The sequence below is a fragment of the Caballeronia sp. dw_276 genome, from assembly GCF_018449635.1.
In the GTDB taxonomy this organism is placed as follows: domain Bacteria; phylum Pseudomonadota; class Gammaproteobacteria; order Burkholderiales; family Burkholderiaceae; genus Caballeronia.
The window spans coordinates 97,737-114,923 of sequence record NZ_JAAVUV010000011.1; the positions used below are offsets into that span (position 1 = coordinate 97,737).

Consider the following 17,187-nt stretch of genomic DNA (forward strand, 5'->3'; position numbering starts at 1 on the left):
TTGTGGTTGCCCGGAACGGCACTATATGAGACAGACGGCCGGGGCGGAAATTTGTACTTTGGAACGTGCTTCGGAACCACGCTCCGGCCCCACGTGAACGTCATGAAAACCCCGCCGCACGCTTGATTGACGCCGATGAGCGCGGGCAACGCGCCCTCGAAAAGTCGTTATAGTAGCAGGTTTAGCCCCCTTACTTTCCGCCCGGATTCATGGAAGAAATACGTATTCGTGGGGCTCGCACCCACAATCTCAAAAACATCAGTCTCGACTTGCCGCGTCACAAGCTGATCGTGATTACGGGCTTGTCGGGTTCGGGGAAATCGTCGCTCGCCTTCGACACGCTCTACGCGGAAGGTCAGCGCCGTTACGTCGAAAGCCTGTCCGCCTACGCACGCCAGTTCCTGCAGCTGATGGAAAAACCGGATGTCGACCTGATCGAAGGGTTGTCGCCGGCAATTTCGATCGAACAGAAGGCGACTTCGCATAATCCGCGCTCGACGGTCGGCACCGTCACCGAGATTCACGACTATCTCCGGCTGCTGTTCGCCCGCGTCGGTACGCCGCATTGTCCGGATCATCACATTCCGCTCGAAGCGCAAAGCGTGTCGCAAATGGTCGATGCCGCGCTCGCCATGCCCGAGGAAACCAAGCTGATGATCCTCGCGCCCGTGGTCGCGGATCGCAAGGGCGAGCACACGGAATTGTTCGAAGCCATGCAGGCACAGGGTTTCATCCGCTTTCGGGTGCGTTCGGGCGGCGGCACGGCCAATGAAGGCGTCGCGAAGATCTATGAGATCGAGTCGCTGCCGAAGCTCAAGAAGAACGACAAACATACGATCGATGTCGTCATCGACCGGTTGAAGGTCCGGCCCGACATGAAGCAGCGGCTGGCGGAATCGTTCGAAACCGCGCTGCGTCTCGCCGACGGCCGCGCGATCGCGCTCGAAATGGATTCGGAGCGCGAGCACTTATATAGCTCGAAGTTCGCTTGCCCGATCTGCTCGTACTCGCTGCAGGAACTCGAGCCGCGCCTGTTCTCGTTCAACAATCCCATGGGCGCGTGCCCGGAATGCGATGGCCTAGGTCAGATCACCTTCTTCGATCCGAAGCGCGTGGTCGCGCACCCGTCGCTGTCGCTCGCGGCCGGCGCGGTAAAAGGCTGGGACCGGCGCAACCAGTTTTACTTCCAGATGCTGCAAAGCCTGGCGTCGTTCTTCGAATTCGATCTCGATGCCGCTTTCGAAGACTTGCCGGAAAAAGTCCGCAAGATCCTGCTGTTCGGTTCGGGCAAACAGGTGATTCCGTTCTCGTACATCAACGAGCGTGGCCGCACGACGGTTCGTGAGCACGCGTTCGAAGGGATCATTCCCAGCCTGGAACGCCGCTACAAGGAAACGGATTCCGCGGCGGTGCGCGAGGAATTATCGAAATATCAGAACAACCAGGCATGTCCGGCTTGCGAAGGTACGCGGTTGCGCACGGAAGCGCGCAACGTGAAGCTGGGCACGGGCGAACATGCGCGCGCTATTTACGAAGTGAGCGGCTGGCCGCTGCGAGACACGCTCGGTTACTTTCAGACGTTGCGGCTCGAAGGCTCGAAGGCCGAGATTGCGGATCGGGTCATCAAGGAAATCGTCGCGCGGCTTACCTTTCTGAATAACGTCGGGCTGGATTATTTGTCGCTGGAACGCAGCGCCGAGACGCTCTCGGGCGGCGAAGCACAGCGCATCCGGCTGGCATCGCAGATTGGTTCGGGACTGACCGGCGTGATGTACGTGCTGGACGAACCGTCCATTGGCTTGCATCAGCGGGATAACGACCGGCTCATTGATACCCTCAAGCATCTGCGCGACATCGGCAATTCGGTGATCGTGGTCGAGCATGACGAAGACATGATTCGCATGGCCGATTACGTGGTCGACATGGGCCCGGGCGCGGGCGTGCATGGCGGTGAGATTGTGTCGCAGGGCACGGCGAAGCATGTCCAGAACGATCCGAATTCGATGACCGGACAGTATCTGTCGGGCAAACGCAGCATCAGCTATTCGACCGATCGCATCGCGCCGGATGAACGGCGGCTGCGGATCATCGAGGCTTACGGCAACAACTTGAAGAACGTCTCGCTCGACTTGCCGGTTGGTTTGCTGACGTGCGTGACGGGCGTCTCAGGATCGGGCAAGTCCACGCTCATCAACGACACGCTGTATCACGCCGTTTCGCAGCATTTGTACGGATCGGCGACCGAGCCGGCGCCTTACGAGGCTATCGAAGGGCTCGAACATTTCGACAAGGTCATCAACGTCGATCAATCGCCTATCGGCCGCACGCCAAGGTCGAACCCGGCAACCTACACCGGCCTTTTCACGCCGATCCGCGAGTTGTTCGCGGGCGTGCCGGCATCGAAGGAACGGGGTTACGATCCAGGCCGGTTCTCGTTCAACGTGAAGGGTGGCCGTTGCGAGGCGTGCCAGGGCGACGGCGTGCTGAAAGTGGAAATGCACTTTTTGCCCGACGTGTACGTGCCCTGCGACGTCTGCCACGGCAAGCGCTATAACCGCGAGACGCTCGAAGTCCAGTACAAGGGCAAGAACATCCACGAGGTGCTCGACCTGACCGTGGAAGCGGCGCACGAGTTTTTCAAGCCGGTGCCGATCGTGGCGCGCAAGCTGAAAACCTTGCTCGATGTGGGCCTGGGCTATATTCGCCTCGGCCAGTCGGCGACCACGCTTTCGGGCGGCGAAGCGCAGCGCGTGAAGCTTTCGCTGGAACTGAGCAAGCGTGACACGGGTCGGACTCTCTATATTCTTGACGAACCGACCACCGGATTGCATTTCCACGATATCGCCCTGCTGCTCGAAGTGATTCACCGGCTGCGCGATCAGGGTAATACTGTTGTAATCATCGAGCATAATCTGGATGTAATCAAAACCGCCGACTGGGTGATCGACCTGGGTCCGGAAGGCGGCGCCGGCGGCGGCCAGATCATCGCGCAGGGGACGCCGGAGCAGGTAGCCAAATCGAAGGCCAGCTTTACCGGCCGGTATCTCGCGCCTTTGCTGCAGCGGCCGAGATCGGCGGCATGACGAACACGCACCATCCGCAACCATGAGCCGGCCCGTTTTCAGGCCGTAGCACTCTATAACCCGTTCGCGGCAGGAGACCGAAGGATTCATGGCTAAGCGCAACGAAGCGGCCGAAAACAGGCCCGCAGTCCGGCCCGTGAGGCTGACGAGCGATATGAGCATGCCCAAGCTGTCGGCGGTGGAGATCGGCAGCTATCTGGCCGCGTTCGCCGGCATGTTCGCCGTGCTCCGTCTGGAGCTGCTCGGCGCGCTGCTGGCCGGCATGCTCGTATTCCAGCTCGTGCACACCATTGCGCCCGTTATCGAGAAAACCATGACGAGCGGGCGCGCCCGCTGGGTCGCGGTCGTGATCCTGGCGATAGTGATCGTGGGCGGGCTGGCTGGTGCGACGGTTGCAACCATCGATCATTTTCAACGCGATGTCCCGAGCGTCCAGAAGCTCCTCGATCAACTCATGATGATCACGTCGCACGCGCGCCTGCAGGTGCCGAACTGGATCGCGAACTATCTTCCCGTTGATTCGGAGCAGATGAAGGACAAGGCGACCGACCTGATGCAGAAGCACGCGGCCATGCTGCAGCAAGGCGGAAAAGACGCCGCGCGCGGATTCGGACATGTGCTGATCGGGATGATCATCGGCGCGATCATCGCGGTGGGCGTGCCGCGCACGACGCATCGGCTGCCGCTTTCCACTGCGCTGGTCACGCGCGTGACGCGGTTCTCAGAGGCGTTTCGCCGTATCGTTTTCGCGCAGGTGAAGATTTCCGCCATCAATGCCGCGTTCACCGCGTTGTATTTGCTGGTTGCGCTGCCGGTGTTTCACGAACGGCTGCCGTTATCGAAGACGCTGGTGATGGTGACGTTTATTGTCGGATTGCTGCCGGTGATCGGGAATCTGGTTTCCAACGCGCTGATCGTCGCGATTTCATTGTCCGTGTCTTTTGGAACGGCGGTGGCGTCGCTGGTGTTTTTGATCGTGATTCACAAGCTCGAATACTTCCTGAATGCACGGATCATCGGCGGGCAGATTGAAGCGCGCGCGTGGGAATTGCTGCTGGCAATGCTTGCAATGGAAGCCGCGTTCGGACTTCCAGGCGTGATCGCCGCGCCGATTTTTTATGCTTATATCAAACGCGAACTGGTTTATTTGAGGCTGGTTTAATCTTGGAAACTGGCGGAGATTCAATGCAAACTCCGCCAGCCTTCCGGTCTACTTGAACACCACCGTCTTACTGCCGTTCAGCACGATCCGATGCTCGACGTGCCAGCGCACCGCACGCGCCAGCGTCACGCATTCCACGTCGCGGCCAATCGCCGTCAACTGATCCGGCGCCATGCTGTGATCAACACGCTCCACTTCCTGTTCAATGATCGGACCTTCGTCAAGATCCGTCGTCACGTAATGCGCGGTCGCGCCGATCAGCTTTACGCCGCGATCGAACGCCTGGTAATACGGCTTCGCGCCCTTGAAACTCGGCAGGAACGAGTGGTGAATGTTGATCGCCCGGCCATTCAGCGCGGCGCACAATTCCGGCGACAGGATCTGCATGTATCGAGCGAGTACCACGAGATCGATCTTGTGCTGCTCGACGATTTCCAGCACACGCGCTTCTTGCGAAGCCTTGGCCTCGGGCGTCGATGCCATCAGCGGCAAATGATGAAACGGCACGTCGTAACTCGCGGCGAGCTGATAAAACTCGCGATGATTCGAAACAATCGCCGGAATCTCGATCCCGAGTTGTCCCGTGCGATAACGGAACAGCAGATCGTTCAGGCAATGCCCGATCTTCGACACCATGATCATGACGCGCGGCTTGACGGATGCGTCGTGCAATTCCCACTTCATGCCGAACTGATCGGCGAGCGAACTGAACGATGTGCGCAATGCTTCAAGTCCCGGATCGCCGCCGACTTGCTGGAAATGCACGCGCATGAAAAATTCGCCGGTGTGGCTGTCGCCGAACTGCGCGGAGTCCAGGATATTGCTGCCGAGATCGAACAAGAATCCCGACACGGCATGCACGATTCCCGGACGATCCGGACACGACAACTTCAAGATGAAACTATGTTCGGTCGACATGAACCGATACTCCTTTGAAATATTTCACAGCACTGGCGGCGAGAACACCGCCTGCATGCCTTCGCACGCGTCTTCATCGATCCATTGGCGGCGCAGGAGCAGGTCGAGCGTGGCGAGACTGGCGTCCACGGTCATCGAGCCCTCTTCTATCCAGCGCGCCGCTTCATCTATTCGCGCAAGCCGGTGCTCGCCGACTTCGCCGTCCTGGTTGCGCGGCGCGAAATCTACCGGCAGCGACAGGTCGAAAACGTAGATCTGCTCGACTTGAGTGCCTTCGGACAACGATTGCAGCACATAAAAGACCCGCCCGCGCGTGGCGTTCGCGGCCAGGTCGGGCGGCATGCCGGCTTCTTCCCAGCATTCCTTCACGAGCGTTTCTTCAATCCCCATCCCCCAGCCGATACCCCCTGCCACCACGTTATCGAGCATGCCCGGATCGGTCGCCTTGGTTTCGCTGCGGCGCGCTATCCAGAGCGTGGGCGCCTGGCCCGGCTCTTCCACGACGCCGTTCAAATGCACCGCGTACGTCATTGTGCCGAAGAACCGCGAAGCCGCCCGTTCGATGAACGCCAGCGGATCGGCATCGAAGGTATTTCGGATCGCGTAGGTTTCGTCGCGCCAGCCGGGAATGCGGCCATCGGCGGCGAGCATGCCGATTACCGCACCGAGCGCAGCGCTGCGGGATTCCAGGGTGTTGAATGTGGCCGAGAGACGGACCGCGGTTTCCGTGACTTCGAACACGTCGGGCCAAGGTTTCAGCGCCGATACGTCCGCGCGGCGGATCCAGCCGACCCGCTCTTCGGCGATGTAAAACGGCGAGTGCGCCGAAGCATCGAAACGGCGCGCTGCGGTGATTGCGGGCAAGGTCATTACAGGGCCTCCGGCGGCGGGAAGGCAGGAATTGTACAAGGTGGTGTTGGGCGCGGGGTCTGCTCTTACTTTCGTGCGCTCGTCCTTGCGGATCTCGTCGCCGCGAAAGAGAAAGGTCCGTAAGAATGCGGGGCGATGCGTCAATCCTTTTGCGGGATTTTGCCTGGGAGATTAACTTAATCGGGTAAAGACTCGGTGTTGTCCTTCGACAAAACTCGATACCCGCTGTATTCGATCCACGCTTCACCGCCAAAGCTTGCTGTTAGTACCGCAATTTTTTTTGGTGGCAAGTCTGAGCCAAAAGGTGTCGACTTGTCCAAAATCTCACGCGCAGCCGTGAATTTCGGTGAGTCGAAATCGTAAAGTATATCCAACGAGTAGACGATATTTTCCACGCCATAATCCGTGACAAGGCATCGCGTGACGTCCATAAAAACGATTGTTTTACGTTCCTTGAAATTATCCGAAACCAGTTCAAGATATACCGTGCTGCGCCGATTATCAGACCAGAATCCCGCAAAAATCCAATCGTGGAAGGAGTTAAATCTATCAAAGTTATCAAGCATTTCAACGATTCCATGGGCTGAAAGGTACGACGTCGAAGTTTTTATCGCGACGGCCTCCCGTCCAGTTATGGGCGTGTGGTCGCATCCCTAAATGCGGATGATCGAAATCCAAATCAACTACCGGCGCCCCAGTATCACCGTATAGCCGCATTTGTCCGCTTCCGGGGTTCGTGTACCACGTCCCCGGATCGCCGCGGTTAGGCGTTTTCGCTAGGCTGAAACCATCGCCGAAACTGGGCATGTTGCCATACTCAAACGGCGCGGCGTCGCCTAACGCCGTACCGACCGTGCCGACGTCCAAGACTTCGCCAAGATCAACAGCGCCATCGTCCATGAACGGTAACGAAGACGCAACAGCAGACGCCGCCGTCGATGCAAGCGCGGCAAGTGCATCACGCGCTGCCCAAGCTGCGCGATTGCGAGCCGCCGCCTCTGCAATTGTTTCAATGTGCCGCAACGGTTTCAGCGAGCGCGCTGCACGCTCGGCGCGCTCCATTTCTTGTTTATACGCCTCAAAATCTTCCTCATGTGCTTTTGACCGGGCCTCATAGCGAGCGGCGCGCTCGGCACGATCCGCTAATTCACGCCTATACCTATCATCCTCGGTGAGCGCCGGGACGAAACCATCATGCGGGATATAAGCCGGCTTGGCACGCACAATCACCGCCGCGCCGTTTCGAACCTCCCAGCACAGAGCGTTTATGACGTCGCGCGGGCTATCGCCATAAGGACTTGGCCGGTATGACGGAACCGAATTCACGAGGAAATTTTGAACACGCTCGACAAGCTCCGGCTGGGTTGCCCAATGCTCGAAATTGGCGGTCTTGAATAAGACTTGGCCGGCATCCAGCGCTTCCTGCTGCTCTTTAGTTCTGCCATGCGGCGCGTAATCCCATCGTTTATAAAGCAAGAACCGATGGCTTTCATAACGCATCAATTCGGTTGTCATTCTAAATATTTGATTGTTCTAACGCCTCTACGTTATCGCAACTTTCCGCACACCTATCTCAATAAAGAGGCAGGAGCGCGGGCGGTGACTTGCATTGATGTTCTCGATTACGCGTTAGCGCGTCTGCGCGCTTCAATCCTTCAACGCCACGCGAATTCCCAACCCTATGAACGTCGCGCCCGCCAGCCGGTCGAGCCACAGGCCGACCTTCGGACGGCGCTTCAAATACGCGCCGATCATCCCTGCAGCTACGCCAAATACCGAGAACACCACCACGGTCTGAAGCATGAACACGCCGCCCAGTTCGAACATCTGCAGCATCACGCTTTGCGCGCCGTGCGGATTCACGAACTGCGGCAGGAACACGATGAAAAACAACGTCACTTTCGGATTCAACAGATTCCCAATCACGCTCTGACGAAACACGGTCGTCAACGGCTGGGGCGGCCGCTCGTGCGCGCTCGACAAACCCTTGCTGCGGATCGCCTTGATGCCGATCCAGATCAGATAAGCGGCGCCCGCCAGTTTCACGATCTCGAACGCTACTTGCGATGACTTCAACAGCGCCGCCACGCCTAGCGCTGCAAGCGTCGTGTGAAACGAAATGCCGGCTGCAAAACCGAGCGCGGCGACAAGTCCAGCCGCGCGTCCCTGCGATATCCCACGCGCCAGCACTTGCAGGTTATCGGGACCGGGAGCCGCCGTTATTGCAATCGATGCAGCCAGAAACAGAAGGAAATTTGGCATGGCTCAAAGCGCTCCAGTCAATGACCGTCGAATTCGCAAACGGTGAACAACGGCAATCCGGAATCGCGCAGAAGTTTCGATCCGCCGAGCGCCGGCAGGTCGATGATCGCCGCGCCCTCCACCACCTCGGCGCCCAGGCGCTCCAGCAGGAGCTTGCCCGCCATCATCGTGCCGCCAGTCGCAATCAGGTCGTCCACGAGCACCACGCGCTCACCCGGCTTGCACGCGTCCTCGTGGATTTCAACTGTCGCGCTGCCGTATTCAAGCTCGTACGACTGCGACAGGGTCTTGTACGGCAGCTTGCCTTTTTTGCGGATTGGCACGAAACCCAGGCTCAGCTCGTAAGCGAGGATCGGCCCGATGATAAAACCACGCGCATCGAGCCCGGCGATCGTATCAATACCCGCATCTATATAGCGCTGCACCAGCAAATCGATCAACGTGCGCAATGCGCGCCGGTCTTGAAGCACGGGCGTGATATCGCGAAATTGCACGCCAGGCTGCGGCCAGTCCGGAACCGTGCGGATTCGCTCGCGGATGAAACTCGTTGGATCGGATAACGGCGAAACCACCGGCGCTGCTGTTGAGGACATGATCTCTCCGGAAAAACGTCAGGCTACCGCGCCCGCGCGGCGCGTGCGCGACAGCCGTTCTTCGGCTCGCTGCAACGCTTCAGGCAAGCCGCGCAGCACCACAATGTCGCTCGCGCGCAGCTTGGTTTCAGGATCGGGCTCCACGCCGCGAATCCCGTGACGGCGAATCGCCGTGACTTCCACGCCGTCATCTACAAGCCCGAGTTCATCGAGCGTGCGGCCCACGGCGTCGGCGTTTTCATCGACGGGAACCGATTGTAGCCGCACCTGCTCGCGGCGTTCTTCGTCGTCGGAATCATCCGCGCCGTGAAAATATCCGCGCAGCAAGCTGTAACGCTCGTCGCGCATTTCTTCCACGCGACGCACCACGCGCCGCATCGGCACGCCCATCAGCACGAGCGTGTGAGAAGCCAGCATCAGGCTGCCTTCCACGATTTCCGGAATCACTTCGGTCGCGCCCGATGCGATCAGCTTCTCGAGATCGGCGTCATCGACGGTACGCACGATGGTCGGCAACGTCGGTTCCAGCTCATGAATGCTGTGCAACACGCGCAACGCCGACGGCGTATTGGCAAACGTGATGGCAACCGTCGCCGCACGATGCAAACCAGCCGCGACCAGCGCCTCGCGCCGCCCGGCGTCGCCGTAGACGACGCTTTCGCCCGCCGCCGCAGCAGCAGCCACGCGGTCAGGATCCAGATCGAGCGCCACGTAGGACAAACCTTCGTGCTCGAGCATCCGCGCCAGATTCTGCCCCGCGCGGCCGTAGCCGCAGATGATCACGTGGCCGCTCTGCTTGATGCTGTGCGTCGCGATACGCGTCATCTGCAACGATTGCCGCAACCATTCCGTCGACGAAAGCCGCAGCACGATCCGGTCGGCGTTCTGGATGATGAACGGCGCGGCCAGCATGGAAAGCAGCATCGACGAGAGGATGGCTTGCAGCAGGACGGGCTCGACGAGATGTTTATCGAGGATCAGGTTCAGCAGCACGAAACCGAATTCGCCGGCTTGCGCGAGGTTCAGGCCGGTGCGCATGGCGACGCCGGGCGGCGAGCCGAAAAGCCGCGCAAGCCCGGTGATCATTACGGCCTTGAGCAGAATCGGCACGATGAAAAACGTTGCCACAAGGAATGGATGTTCCCAGATGACGCGCGGATTGAGCAGCATGCCGGTGGTCACGAAGAACAGACCGAGCAGCACGTCGCGAAACGGCTTGATGTCCTCTTCCACCTGATGCCGGTACGGCGTCTCCGCGATCAGCATCCCCGCAATGAAAGCGCCGAGCGCGAGCGACAAGCCGAATTTATCGGTGATGAACGCGGCGCCCAGCGTCACCAGCAACAGGTTCAGCATGAAGAGCTCTTGCGACCGTCGACGCGCGACGATATTGAACCACCGCGTCATGAACTTCTGGCCAAGGAACAACAGCACCGTCAACGCCACGACAATCTTCACGGCGGCAATGGCGAGCCAGAACGCGAGTTCTTTCGAATTCCCGTTACCAAATGCCGCAATGATGATCAGCAGCGGCACCACGGCCAGATCCTGGAACAGCAGCACACCGAAGATATTGCGGCCGTGTTCGGATTCGAGTTCAAGCCGTTCCGCGAGCATTTTCGAAACAATCGCCGTCGACGACATGGACAACGCGCCGCCGAGCGCGATGCTCGCTTCCCACGACATATCGGTCCAGAAATTCGCGATCCAGCCAAACAGCAGCGCAAGCAGGATGGTCCCGCCGACCTGGCTCGCGCCAAGTCCGAACACAATCCTGCGCATCGATCTCAATTTAGATAATGAGAACTCAAGCCCGATCGAAAACATCAGGAACACGACGCCGAATTCGGCGAGATGCTGCGCACGTTCGCTGTCCGGCGCGATGCCCGCCGCATGCGGGCCGACAATGATCCCCACCGCCAGATACCCGAGCATGGGCGGCAGGTTGAAAAAGCGGAACACGACGACGCCGACCACTGAACACAGCAGTAACAGCAACGTCATTTCAAGCGGAGAAGTCATCCGTCTGGAATCCTCGTTGGTCGTTGGATTGCGGATCGGTTTCATCCAGGCGCCGGCTGCTTGCCAGCACGACTGGAAGCCCGACCTGCGTGGGCGGATGAGCGCGGAAACGGCGACGGGTAAAGCCCGGCGGCCGCCGTCCGGCGCGGCATAAAGGTGCCTTTGATATACTCCGCGCATGATAGCGAAAATCAATGGCGACCGGGCACTTGCGCTGGCTCGCACCGTGCTCGAAATTGAAGCCGACGCTGTTCGAGGCCTGTCCGCTCAACTCGATGACAACTTCACCGGCGCCGTCGAATTCCTGCTCGGATGCAAGGGCCGCGTGGTGGTATCGGGCATCGGAAAATCCGGGCATATAGCCCGCAAATTCGCGGCTACGCTCGCAAGCACCGGCACGCCTGGTTTCTTCGTTCATCCGGCGGAAGCCAGCCACGGCGATCTTGGCATGGTAACCGCTGACGATGTGTTTATCGCGTTATCGAATTCTGGTGAAACTTCTGAACTCGTCGCCATCCTGCCGATCATCAAGCGCCTCGGCGCCAAGCTGATCGCCATCACCGGCAGCCCCGAATCCAGCCTCGCGAAACTCGCCGACGTGCATCTGAACGCACACGTCGACAAGGAAGCGTGCCCGATGAACCTGTCGCCCACGGCCAGCACGACCGCGGTTCTCGCGCTGAGCGACGCGCTCGCGGTCGCCGTGCTCGACGCCCGCGGCTTCGGCCCGGAAGACTTCGCGCGCTCGCATCCGGGCGGCGCGCTCGGCCGGCGCCTTTTGACATATGTACGCGACGTGATGCGCACGGACGACGAAGTGCCGGTCGTGTCGCTCGACGCCACCGTGTCCGACGCCCTCTTCCAGATCACCGCGAAGCGCATGGGCATGACGGCCGTGGTGAACGGGAAGAATCACGTTGAAGGCATTTTCACCGACGGCGACCTGCGCCGCATTCTCCAGCGCGAAGGCGACTTCCGCGCGCTGCCGCTGGCGGATGTCATGACCCGTAATCCGCAAACCATCGGTGCGGACCATCTCGCGGTGGAAGCGGTGGAACTGATGGAGCGTTATCGCATCAATCAGATGCTGGTCGTCGATGAAAACGCGATCCTGATCGGCGCCCTGAACATGCATGACCTCTTTTCCAAGAAGGTAATCTGATGTCGACCTTGTCTTTCACGCCGGATGTTGGTGCAACGGAAGACGCGCACGACCGCGCGAGCCGCGTGAAGCTGATGATTTTCGACATCGACGGCGTGTTCACCGACGGCAGCCTGTTTTTCACCGCCACCGGCGACGCCATGAAGTCCTTCAATTCACTCGACGGCCACGGCGTGAAGATGCTGCAATCGGCCGGCGTGCAGACGGCGATCATCACCGGGCGCAACTCGGGAATCGTCGCGGCGCGCGCGGGTGAACTGGGTATCACGCACCTCCACCAAGGCGTCGCCGATAAAACCATCGCGCTGGCCGAATTGCTGCAAAGCACCGGCATTTCGGCGACCGAATGCGGCTACATGGGCGACGACTGGCCCGATCTCGCCGTCATGCGCCTGTGTGGTTTCGCCGCTGCGCCCGCCAATGCGCATGAAGAAGTGCTGCGACGCGTGCACTTCGCGGCATCGAAACGGGGTGGCGAAGGCGCGGTGCGAGAAGTCTGCGACGCAATCTTGCGCGCGCAGGATCGCTATGACGGCCTGCTCGCAGCCGCTATTGGAGCCTGATCCTCATGGCGCGCCCGACCAAACTGACATCACTTTTGCCGCTCGTCGCCATGGCGGCGCTCGCCGGCGTCACGTACTGGCTGCTTCAGGCCACGCTTCCGCCCGCGCAAACGCCGGAGCGCCCGAAGGAACACGCGCCCGACTACTTTGCCAACAACTTCTCGGTCTCCGAGCTCGACACCACCGGCACGACGCAATACCGGCTGACGGCCATATCGATGGTGCATTACGAGGACGACGAAAACAGCGACCTGGTCAAACCGGCCATGCGCATGTTCCAGCCGCTGCGGCCGACCGTCACGGCGACTTCCGAGCGCGGGACGGTGAACGGTGATGTATCGATTGTCGATTTGTACGAAAACGCCCACCTGTTGCGGGTCGCCGGCTTCGGCGACCCGCAGATGACAGCGGATTCCGAGCACTTCCGGATCCTTGTGAACGACGATGTCATTGAAACAGAAAAGCCGGTTAAACTTCAGCGCGGTCCGTCGGTGATGACGGGCGACGGCATGAATTACAACAACGCGACCCGGGTAATGAAGCTCTTCGGCACGGTACGTGGCCAGATCGCCGCCTCCACCCTGAACAACTCATCCAAATAAACCCGGCAGTTCCGACGAATTGCGCTTAATCCATTCAAGTGTGACTGCATGAACAAACCGTTTCTCCGACCCGAATCCGGCCGTCTGCGTGCAGCCCGCGCTGCATTCATACGCCGCGCCGCACGCCTCGTGCAATTCGGGATTGCGGCAGCCAGCGTGGCGTTGCCGCTGGCAGGTTTCGCACCCGCTGCACACGCCGAACGCGCCGATAACGACAAGCCGCTGAACATTGAAGCGGACAACATGACGTATGACGACCTGAAGCAGGTCAACATCTTCACAGGTCATGTGGTCGCGACCAAAGGCACGATCATCATCAAGGCTGACCGTGTGGACGTGACGCAGGATCCGCAGGGTTACCAGTACGCCACGGGCACGTCGACGGGCGGCAATCTCTCGTATTTCCGCCAGAAACGCGACGGCCTGGACGAATACATCGAAGGCAATGCCGTGCGGATCGACTACGACGGCAAGCAGGACCTCACCACGCTCACCACGCGCGCGGTCGTGCGCCGCCTGGTCGGACTGACCAAGATTCAGGACGAAGTGCACGGCAGCGTGATCACCTACGACGGGCAGAAGGATTTCTACACGGCGAAAGCCGGCAAGGATGTCTCAGGTCCGGGCAACCCCACGGGTCGCGTTCGCGCCATGCTCGCTCCGCGCAACGGCGGCGCAGCGCCGCTGACAGGCGGGCCTGCCAAGCTCACCCCGTCCAACACGTTGCAAGGATCGCCGCAGCCGTGAACTCGCCCGCCATGCCTCATCGAAAGCCGGAAGGAACGAGCAGCTCGCTCACCGTCCGCAATCTGAAGAAACGCTACGGTTCGCGCACGGTCGTAAAGGACGTGTCGCTCGACGTGAAAAGCGGCGAAGTGGTCGGGCTGCTCGGGCCGAACGGTGCGGGCAAGACCACCTCTTTTTACATGATCGTGGGCCTCGTTCCGCTCGATGCAGGCGAAATCGAACTCGACGGCACGTCCATCAGCCTGTTGCCGATCCACCAGCGAGCGCGCCTCGGGCTGTCGTATCTGCCGCAGGAAGCATCGGTTTTCCGCAAGCTGACCGTCGAGCAGAACATCCGCGCCGTGCTCGAACTGCAGACCGGCGAGAACGACAAACCGCTCTCAAAGCAGGCGATCACGGACCGCGCGGAAGCCCTGCTCGACGAACTCCAGATCGCGCATTTGCGCGAAAATCCGGCGCTTTCCCTGTCCGGCGGCGAACGGCGTCGCGTGGAAATTGCCCGCGCGCTTGCCACGAACCCGGCTTTCATCCTGCTGGACGAACCGTTTGCGGGTGTCGATCCGATTGCCGTTCTGGAAATCCAGAAGATCGTGAAGTTCCTGAAGCAGCGGAACATCGGCGTGCTGATCACGGACCACAACGTGCGCGAGACGCTCGGCATTTGCGATCACGCGTACATCATCAGTGACGGCAGCGTGCTCGCGGCCGGCGCGCCGAGCGAAATCATCGAAAACGAGAGCGTGCGGCGCGTGTATCTCGGCGAACATTTCCGCATGTGACGGCGTGAACTACATGCCCGCAGTGCTGCAAAGCCCCTGTGGGCGGCAATGCGCGGCTTTGAAACAGCGCCAGCAAGTCTTTCGTGCCGCCCGCGGGCGGCACGCTTGTTTTTGGCCGATCCCCGCGAGGTTTCGCGCCCGTGGCAAACTCTCTACAATGATTAAAACCTTGCCATGAAAGCCAGCCTCCAACTACGCCTATCGCAGCATCTTGCGCTCACTCCACAACTGCAGCAGTCCATCCGGCTGCTGCAGTTGTCGACGCTCGAATTGCAGCAGGAAGTCGCGATGGCCGTGGCGCAGAATCCGTTGCTCGAAAACGAGGACGACTGGACCACCAGTCCGCTGCGCGTGGCGGCGGACGGATCCCTGATCACCACCGGGGCATCGGTGAGCGCGCCCGACCCCATGATGAGCAATGGCACGTCGTCGAGCAGCACGACCGAGCGCTCGGAAAACGGCGACCCGCAAGGTGTCGATGAATACAACGGCATGAGTTCGTCGGACAACGGCCCGGATTCCAGTTCGTGGAATCTGGAGGATTACGGCCGCTCGAACAGCGGTTCCGACGACGACGACCTGCCTCCGCTGCAAATCCACGAATCCACGACCACGCTGCGCGATCACCTGATGTCGCAGTTGCGCATGACGAAGGCGAATCAGCGTGATCGTGCGTTGATCACGTTCCTGATCGAATCCCTGGATGAAGACGGTTATCTCACTTCCTCGCTCGACGAAGTGAAAGCCGATCTGCCCGACGAACTCGACGTGGATCTCGACGAATTGAGTGCCGCGCTCGCGCTGTTGCAAAGTTTCGATCCACCGGGCGTGGGCGGACGTTCTGCATCGGAATGTCTCAAGCTGCAGCTTCTGCGGCTGGATTCATCGCCCATCAGGACGCTGGCGCTCGATATCGTCATGCATCACCTGGAGTTGCTCGCCGCGCGCGATTTCACGCGCCTGCGCAAGCAGCTCAAAGCCTCCGATGACGCGCTGCGAGACGCCCATTTGCTGATCCGCTCGCTCGAACCGTTTCCGGGCGCGGCGTTCGGAAAAAGTGAAGCCGATTACGTGGTCCCGGACATTCTCGTGCGCAAGATGTCTAGCGGATGGACGGCAGAATTGAATCCGGAAATCGTGCCGCGGCTTCGAATCAATCACCTTTACGCGAATATTTTGCGCAACAATCGCGGCGATCCGGGCAGCGGTTCGTTGCGCCAGCAACTGCAGGAAGCACGCTGGTTAATTAAAAATATTCAACAAAGATTCGAGACGATTCTTCGTGTGGCGCAGGCAATTGTGGAGCGTCAGAAGAACTTTTTCGCGCACGGTGAAATTGCAATGCGGCCCTTGGTTTTGAGGGAGATTGCTGATACGCTGGGTTTACACGAATCCACCGTCTCACGTGTGACAACCGGCAAGTACATGCTGACCCCGTTCGGGACGCTTGAATTTAAGTACTTCTTCGGATCGCACGTTTCTACCGACACGGGTGGCGCGGCATCGTCAACGGCGATCCGGGCACTCATCAAGCAACTGATAGGAGCCGAAGACTCAAAATCTCCTCTTTCAGACAGCCGCATCGCCGAATTGCTGGCGGAACAAGGATTTGTGGTGGCGCGCCGCACGGTGGCCAAATATCGCGAAGCCCTGAAAATTCCGGCAGTGAATCTGCGAAAGTCTCTGTAGCCCGCTGCATGTTGCGGCGGGCCTTTACCGGCCGCGTCGCGAACACGCGAACGAGCCGGCCGATGCGTTCCCCGATCCGTTCAGCCGTCGAGCAAATGGCCAACCACGGGCGCAGCGACCGGTTTTCAGCAGCGCAAAAGCGACCAGGCGGCCATTAGCTTGGAGAGCAACTATGAATCTGCAGATCAGTGGACACCATCTCGAATTGACGCCTGCGTTGCGAGAATATGTGATCACCAAACTGGATAGAGTGCTTCGGCACTTCGATCAGGTGATCGACGGCAGTGTGGTCCTCTCGGTCGACAATCATAGGGAAAAGGACAAGCGGCAGAAGGTTGAAATCAACCTTCACCTGAAGGGCAAGGACATCTTCATCGAAAGTTGTGACGTTGATATGTACGCGGCGATCGACCTGATGGTCGACAAGCTGGATAGGCAGGTCATTCGCCACAAGGACAAGATCCAGGGTCACGCACATGCAACAATGAAGTACGAGCCGCTAGAAAGCGAAGCACCGGCGCCGTAACTGCCGGGCACGCTTTTAGAGGTCTGCATCGAATGCTTGGACGGCGCATCAGTTGGACAGTTTTTTCTGATGCGCCGGGGTCCGGACAAACCAGCGCCGGACCACCTTACCGGTAGCAGCCGCCTGACAGCAGGCGGCTTTTTTGTCTCCGGCAGTTGGCTCGTCCTGGTGGGCGCGAAGGCAAATGTCAACTGTTGCATTCGTGGCAC

The 17,187-nt window shown here is 59.7% G+C and carries 17 protein-coding genes; 10 read left to right on the top strand and 7 right to left on the bottom strand.

Annotated elements, in window-relative coordinates:
• Positions 1 to 209: 209 nt before the first annotated feature.
• Positions 210 to 3,083 carry an excinuclease ABC subunit UvrA gene (uvrA, locus tag HB633_RS22410; RefSeq protein ID WP_213780336.1) on the top strand — a complete coding sequence of 958 codons (2,874 nt, stop codon included), beginning with the start codon at positions 210 to 212 and terminating at the stop codon, positions 3,081 to 3,083.
• A gap of 88 nt (positions 3,084 to 3,171) precedes the next feature.
• Complete coding sequence (locus HB633_RS22415; RefSeq protein ID WP_213780337.1) at positions 3,172 to 4,245, top strand: AI-2E family transporter; 1,074 nt, start codon at positions 3,172 to 3,174, stop codon at positions 4,243 to 4,245.
• Between the two features lie 48 nt (positions 4,246 to 4,293).
• Here the strand turns inward: HB633_RS22415 and purU are convergent, their stop codons facing one another.
• The 7 genes from purU to HB633_RS22450 all read right to left on the bottom strand — a co-directional run bounded on the left by purU (position 4,294) and on the right by HB633_RS22450 (position 10,910).
• Positions 4,294 to 5,163 (bottom strand): formyltetrahydrofolate deformylase, encoded by an 870-nt coding sequence (gene purU, locus HB633_RS22420; protein WP_213780338.1) that lies wholly within the window; start codon positions 5,161 to 5,163, stop codon positions 4,294 to 4,296.
• 24 nt (positions 5,164 to 5,187) lie between these two features.
• Positions 5,188 to 6,033, bottom strand: coding sequence for an NUDIX hydrolase family protein (locus tag HB633_RS22425; protein ID WP_213780339.1), 846 nt, complete (start codon positions 6,031 to 6,033; stop codon positions 5,188 to 5,190).
• 176 nt (positions 6,034 to 6,209) lie between these two features.
• Positions 6,210 to 6,599, bottom strand: a complete 390-nt coding sequence (locus HB633_RS22430) for a hypothetical protein (RefSeq protein WP_213780340.1) — start codon at positions 6,597 to 6,599, stop codon at positions 6,210 to 6,212.
• 1 nt (position 6,600) lies between these two features.
• Positions 6,601 to 7,548: a hypothetical protein gene (locus tag HB633_RS22435; protein ID WP_213780341.1), complete on the bottom strand. Its 948-nt coding sequence runs from the start codon at positions 7,546 to 7,548 to the stop codon at positions 6,601 to 6,603.
• A 132-nt stretch (positions 7,549 to 7,680) separates the two neighbouring features.
• A complete protein-coding gene (locus HB633_RS22440; protein ID WP_213780342.1) occupies positions 7,681 to 8,295 on the bottom strand; it encodes a LysE family translocator in 615 nt (204 codons plus the stop codon).
• Positions 8,296 to 8,312: 17 nt separating this feature from the next.
• A complete protein-coding gene (locus tag HB633_RS22445) occupies positions 8,313 to 8,888 on the bottom strand; it encodes an adenine phosphoribosyltransferase (RefSeq protein ID WP_213780343.1) in 576 nt (191 codons plus the stop codon).
• A gap of 18 nt (positions 8,889 to 8,906) precedes the next feature.
• Complete coding sequence (locus HB633_RS22450) at positions 8,907 to 10,910, bottom strand: monovalent cation:proton antiporter family protein (protein ID WP_213780344.1); 2,004 nt, start codon at positions 10,908 to 10,910, stop codon at positions 8,907 to 8,909.
• A gap of 16 nt (positions 10,911 to 10,926) precedes the next feature.
• Between HB633_RS22450 and HB633_RS22455 the strand changes: the two genes are divergently transcribed.
• The 8 genes from HB633_RS22455 to raiA all read left to right on the top strand — a co-directional run bounded on the left by HB633_RS22455 (position 10,927) and on the right by raiA (position 16,978).
• Positions 10,927 to 11,064, top strand: a complete 138-nt coding sequence (locus HB633_RS22455) for a hypothetical protein (protein WP_213780345.1) — start codon at positions 10,927 to 10,929, stop codon at positions 11,062 to 11,064.
• A gap of 24 nt (positions 11,065 to 11,088) precedes the next feature.
• Complete coding sequence (gene kdsD, locus HB633_RS22460; protein WP_213780346.1) at positions 11,089 to 12,072, top strand: arabinose 5-phosphate isomerase KdsD; 984 nt, start codon at positions 11,089 to 11,091, stop codon at positions 12,070 to 12,072.
• A complete protein-coding gene (locus HB633_RS22465; RefSeq protein ID WP_213780347.1) occupies positions 12,072 to 12,635 on the top strand; it encodes an HAD family hydrolase in 564 nt (187 codons plus the stop codon). Before kdsD ends, HB633_RS22465 begins: the two co-directional genes overlap by 1 nt.
• A 5-nt stretch (positions 12,636 to 12,640) precedes the next feature.
• Positions 12,641 to 13,237 (top strand): LPS export ABC transporter periplasmic protein LptC, encoded by a 597-nt coding sequence (gene lptC / locus HB633_RS22470; protein ID WP_213780348.1) that lies wholly within the window; start codon positions 12,641 to 12,643, stop codon positions 13,235 to 13,237.
• Positions 13,238 to 13,285: 48 nt separating this feature from the next.
• Positions 13,286 to 13,984, top strand: a complete 699-nt coding sequence (gene lptA, locus HB633_RS22475; protein WP_213780349.1) for a lipopolysaccharide transport periplasmic protein LptA — start codon at positions 13,286 to 13,288, stop codon at positions 13,982 to 13,984.
• 11 nt (positions 13,985 to 13,995) lie between these two features.
• The gene (gene lptB, locus HB633_RS22480) at positions 13,996 to 14,763 is read left to right on the top strand and encodes an LPS export ABC transporter ATP-binding protein (protein ID WP_200945735.1); all 768 of its coding nucleotides are present in this window, start codon (positions 13,996 to 13,998) and stop codon (positions 14,761 to 14,763) included.
• A 174-nt stretch (positions 14,764 to 14,937) separates the two neighbouring features.
• Complete coding sequence (locus HB633_RS22485; RefSeq protein WP_213780350.1) at positions 14,938 to 16,452, top strand: RNA polymerase factor sigma-54; 1,515 nt, start codon at positions 14,938 to 14,940, stop codon at positions 16,450 to 16,452.
• Positions 16,453 to 16,624: 172 nt separating this feature from the next.
• Complete coding sequence (gene raiA, locus HB633_RS22490) at positions 16,625 to 16,978, top strand: ribosome-associated translation inhibitor RaiA (protein ID WP_213780351.1); 354 nt, start codon at positions 16,625 to 16,627, stop codon at positions 16,976 to 16,978.
• Positions 16,979 to 17,187 lie beyond the last annotated feature (209 nt).

Bases quoted from the DNA above. Each gene is read 5' to 3' on its own strand.
- lptC (WP_213780348.1), top strand. From the start codon at position 12,641: ATGGCGCGCCCGACCAAACTGACATCACTTTTGCCGCTCGTCGCCATG.
- HB633_RS22415 (WP_213780337.1), top strand. From the start codon at position 3,172: ATGGCTAAGCGCAACGAAGCGGCCGAAAACAGGCCCGCAGTCCGGCCC.
- HB633_RS22465 (WP_213780347.1), top strand. From the start codon at position 12,072: ATGTCGACCTTGTCTTTCACGCCGGATGTTGGTGCAACGGAAGACGCG.
- HB633_RS22440 (WP_213780342.1), bottom strand. From the start codon at position 8,295: ATGCCAAATTTCCTTCTGTTTCTGGCTGCATCGATTGCAATAACGGCG.
- HB633_RS22445 (WP_213780343.1), bottom strand. From the start codon at position 8,888: ATGTCCTCAACAGCAGCGCCGGTGGTTTCGCCGTTATCCGATCCAACG.
- lptA (WP_213780349.1), top strand. From the start codon at position 13,286: ATGAACAAACCGTTTCTCCGACCCGAATCCGGCCGTCTGCGTGCAGCC.
- uvrA (WP_213780336.1), top strand. From the start codon at position 210: ATGGAAGAAATACGTATTCGTGGGGCTCGCACCCACAATCTCAAAAAC.
- HB633_RS22485 (WP_213780350.1), top strand. From the start codon at position 14,938: ATGAAAGCCAGCCTCCAACTACGCCTATCGCAGCATCTTGCGCTCACT.
- HB633_RS22425 (WP_213780339.1), bottom strand. From the start codon at position 6,033: ATGACCTTGCCCGCAATCACCGCAGCGCGCCGTTTCGATGCTTCGGCG.
- HB633_RS22430 (WP_213780340.1), bottom strand. From the start codon at position 6,599: ATGCTTGATAACTTTGATAGATTTAACTCCTTCCACGATTGGATTTTT.
- HB633_RS22450 (WP_213780344.1), bottom strand. From the start codon at position 10,910: ATGACTTCTCCGCTTGAAATGACGTTGCTGTTACTGCTGTGTTCAGTG.
- purU (WP_213780338.1), bottom strand. From the start codon at position 5,163: ATGTCGACCGAACATAGTTTCATCTTGAAGTTGTCGTGTCCGGATCGT.
- raiA (WP_213780351.1), top strand. From the start codon at position 16,625: ATGAATCTGCAGATCAGTGGACACCATCTCGAATTGACGCCTGCGTTG.
- kdsD (WP_213780346.1), top strand. From the start codon at position 11,089: ATGATAGCGAAAATCAATGGCGACCGGGCACTTGCGCTGGCTCGCACC.
- HB633_RS22435 (WP_213780341.1), bottom strand. From the start codon at position 7,548: ATGACAACCGAATTGATGCGTTATGAAAGCCATCGGTTCTTGCTTTAT.
- lptB (WP_200945735.1), top strand. From the start codon at position 13,996: ATGCCTCATCGAAAGCCGGAAGGAACGAGCAGCTCGCTCACCGTCCGC.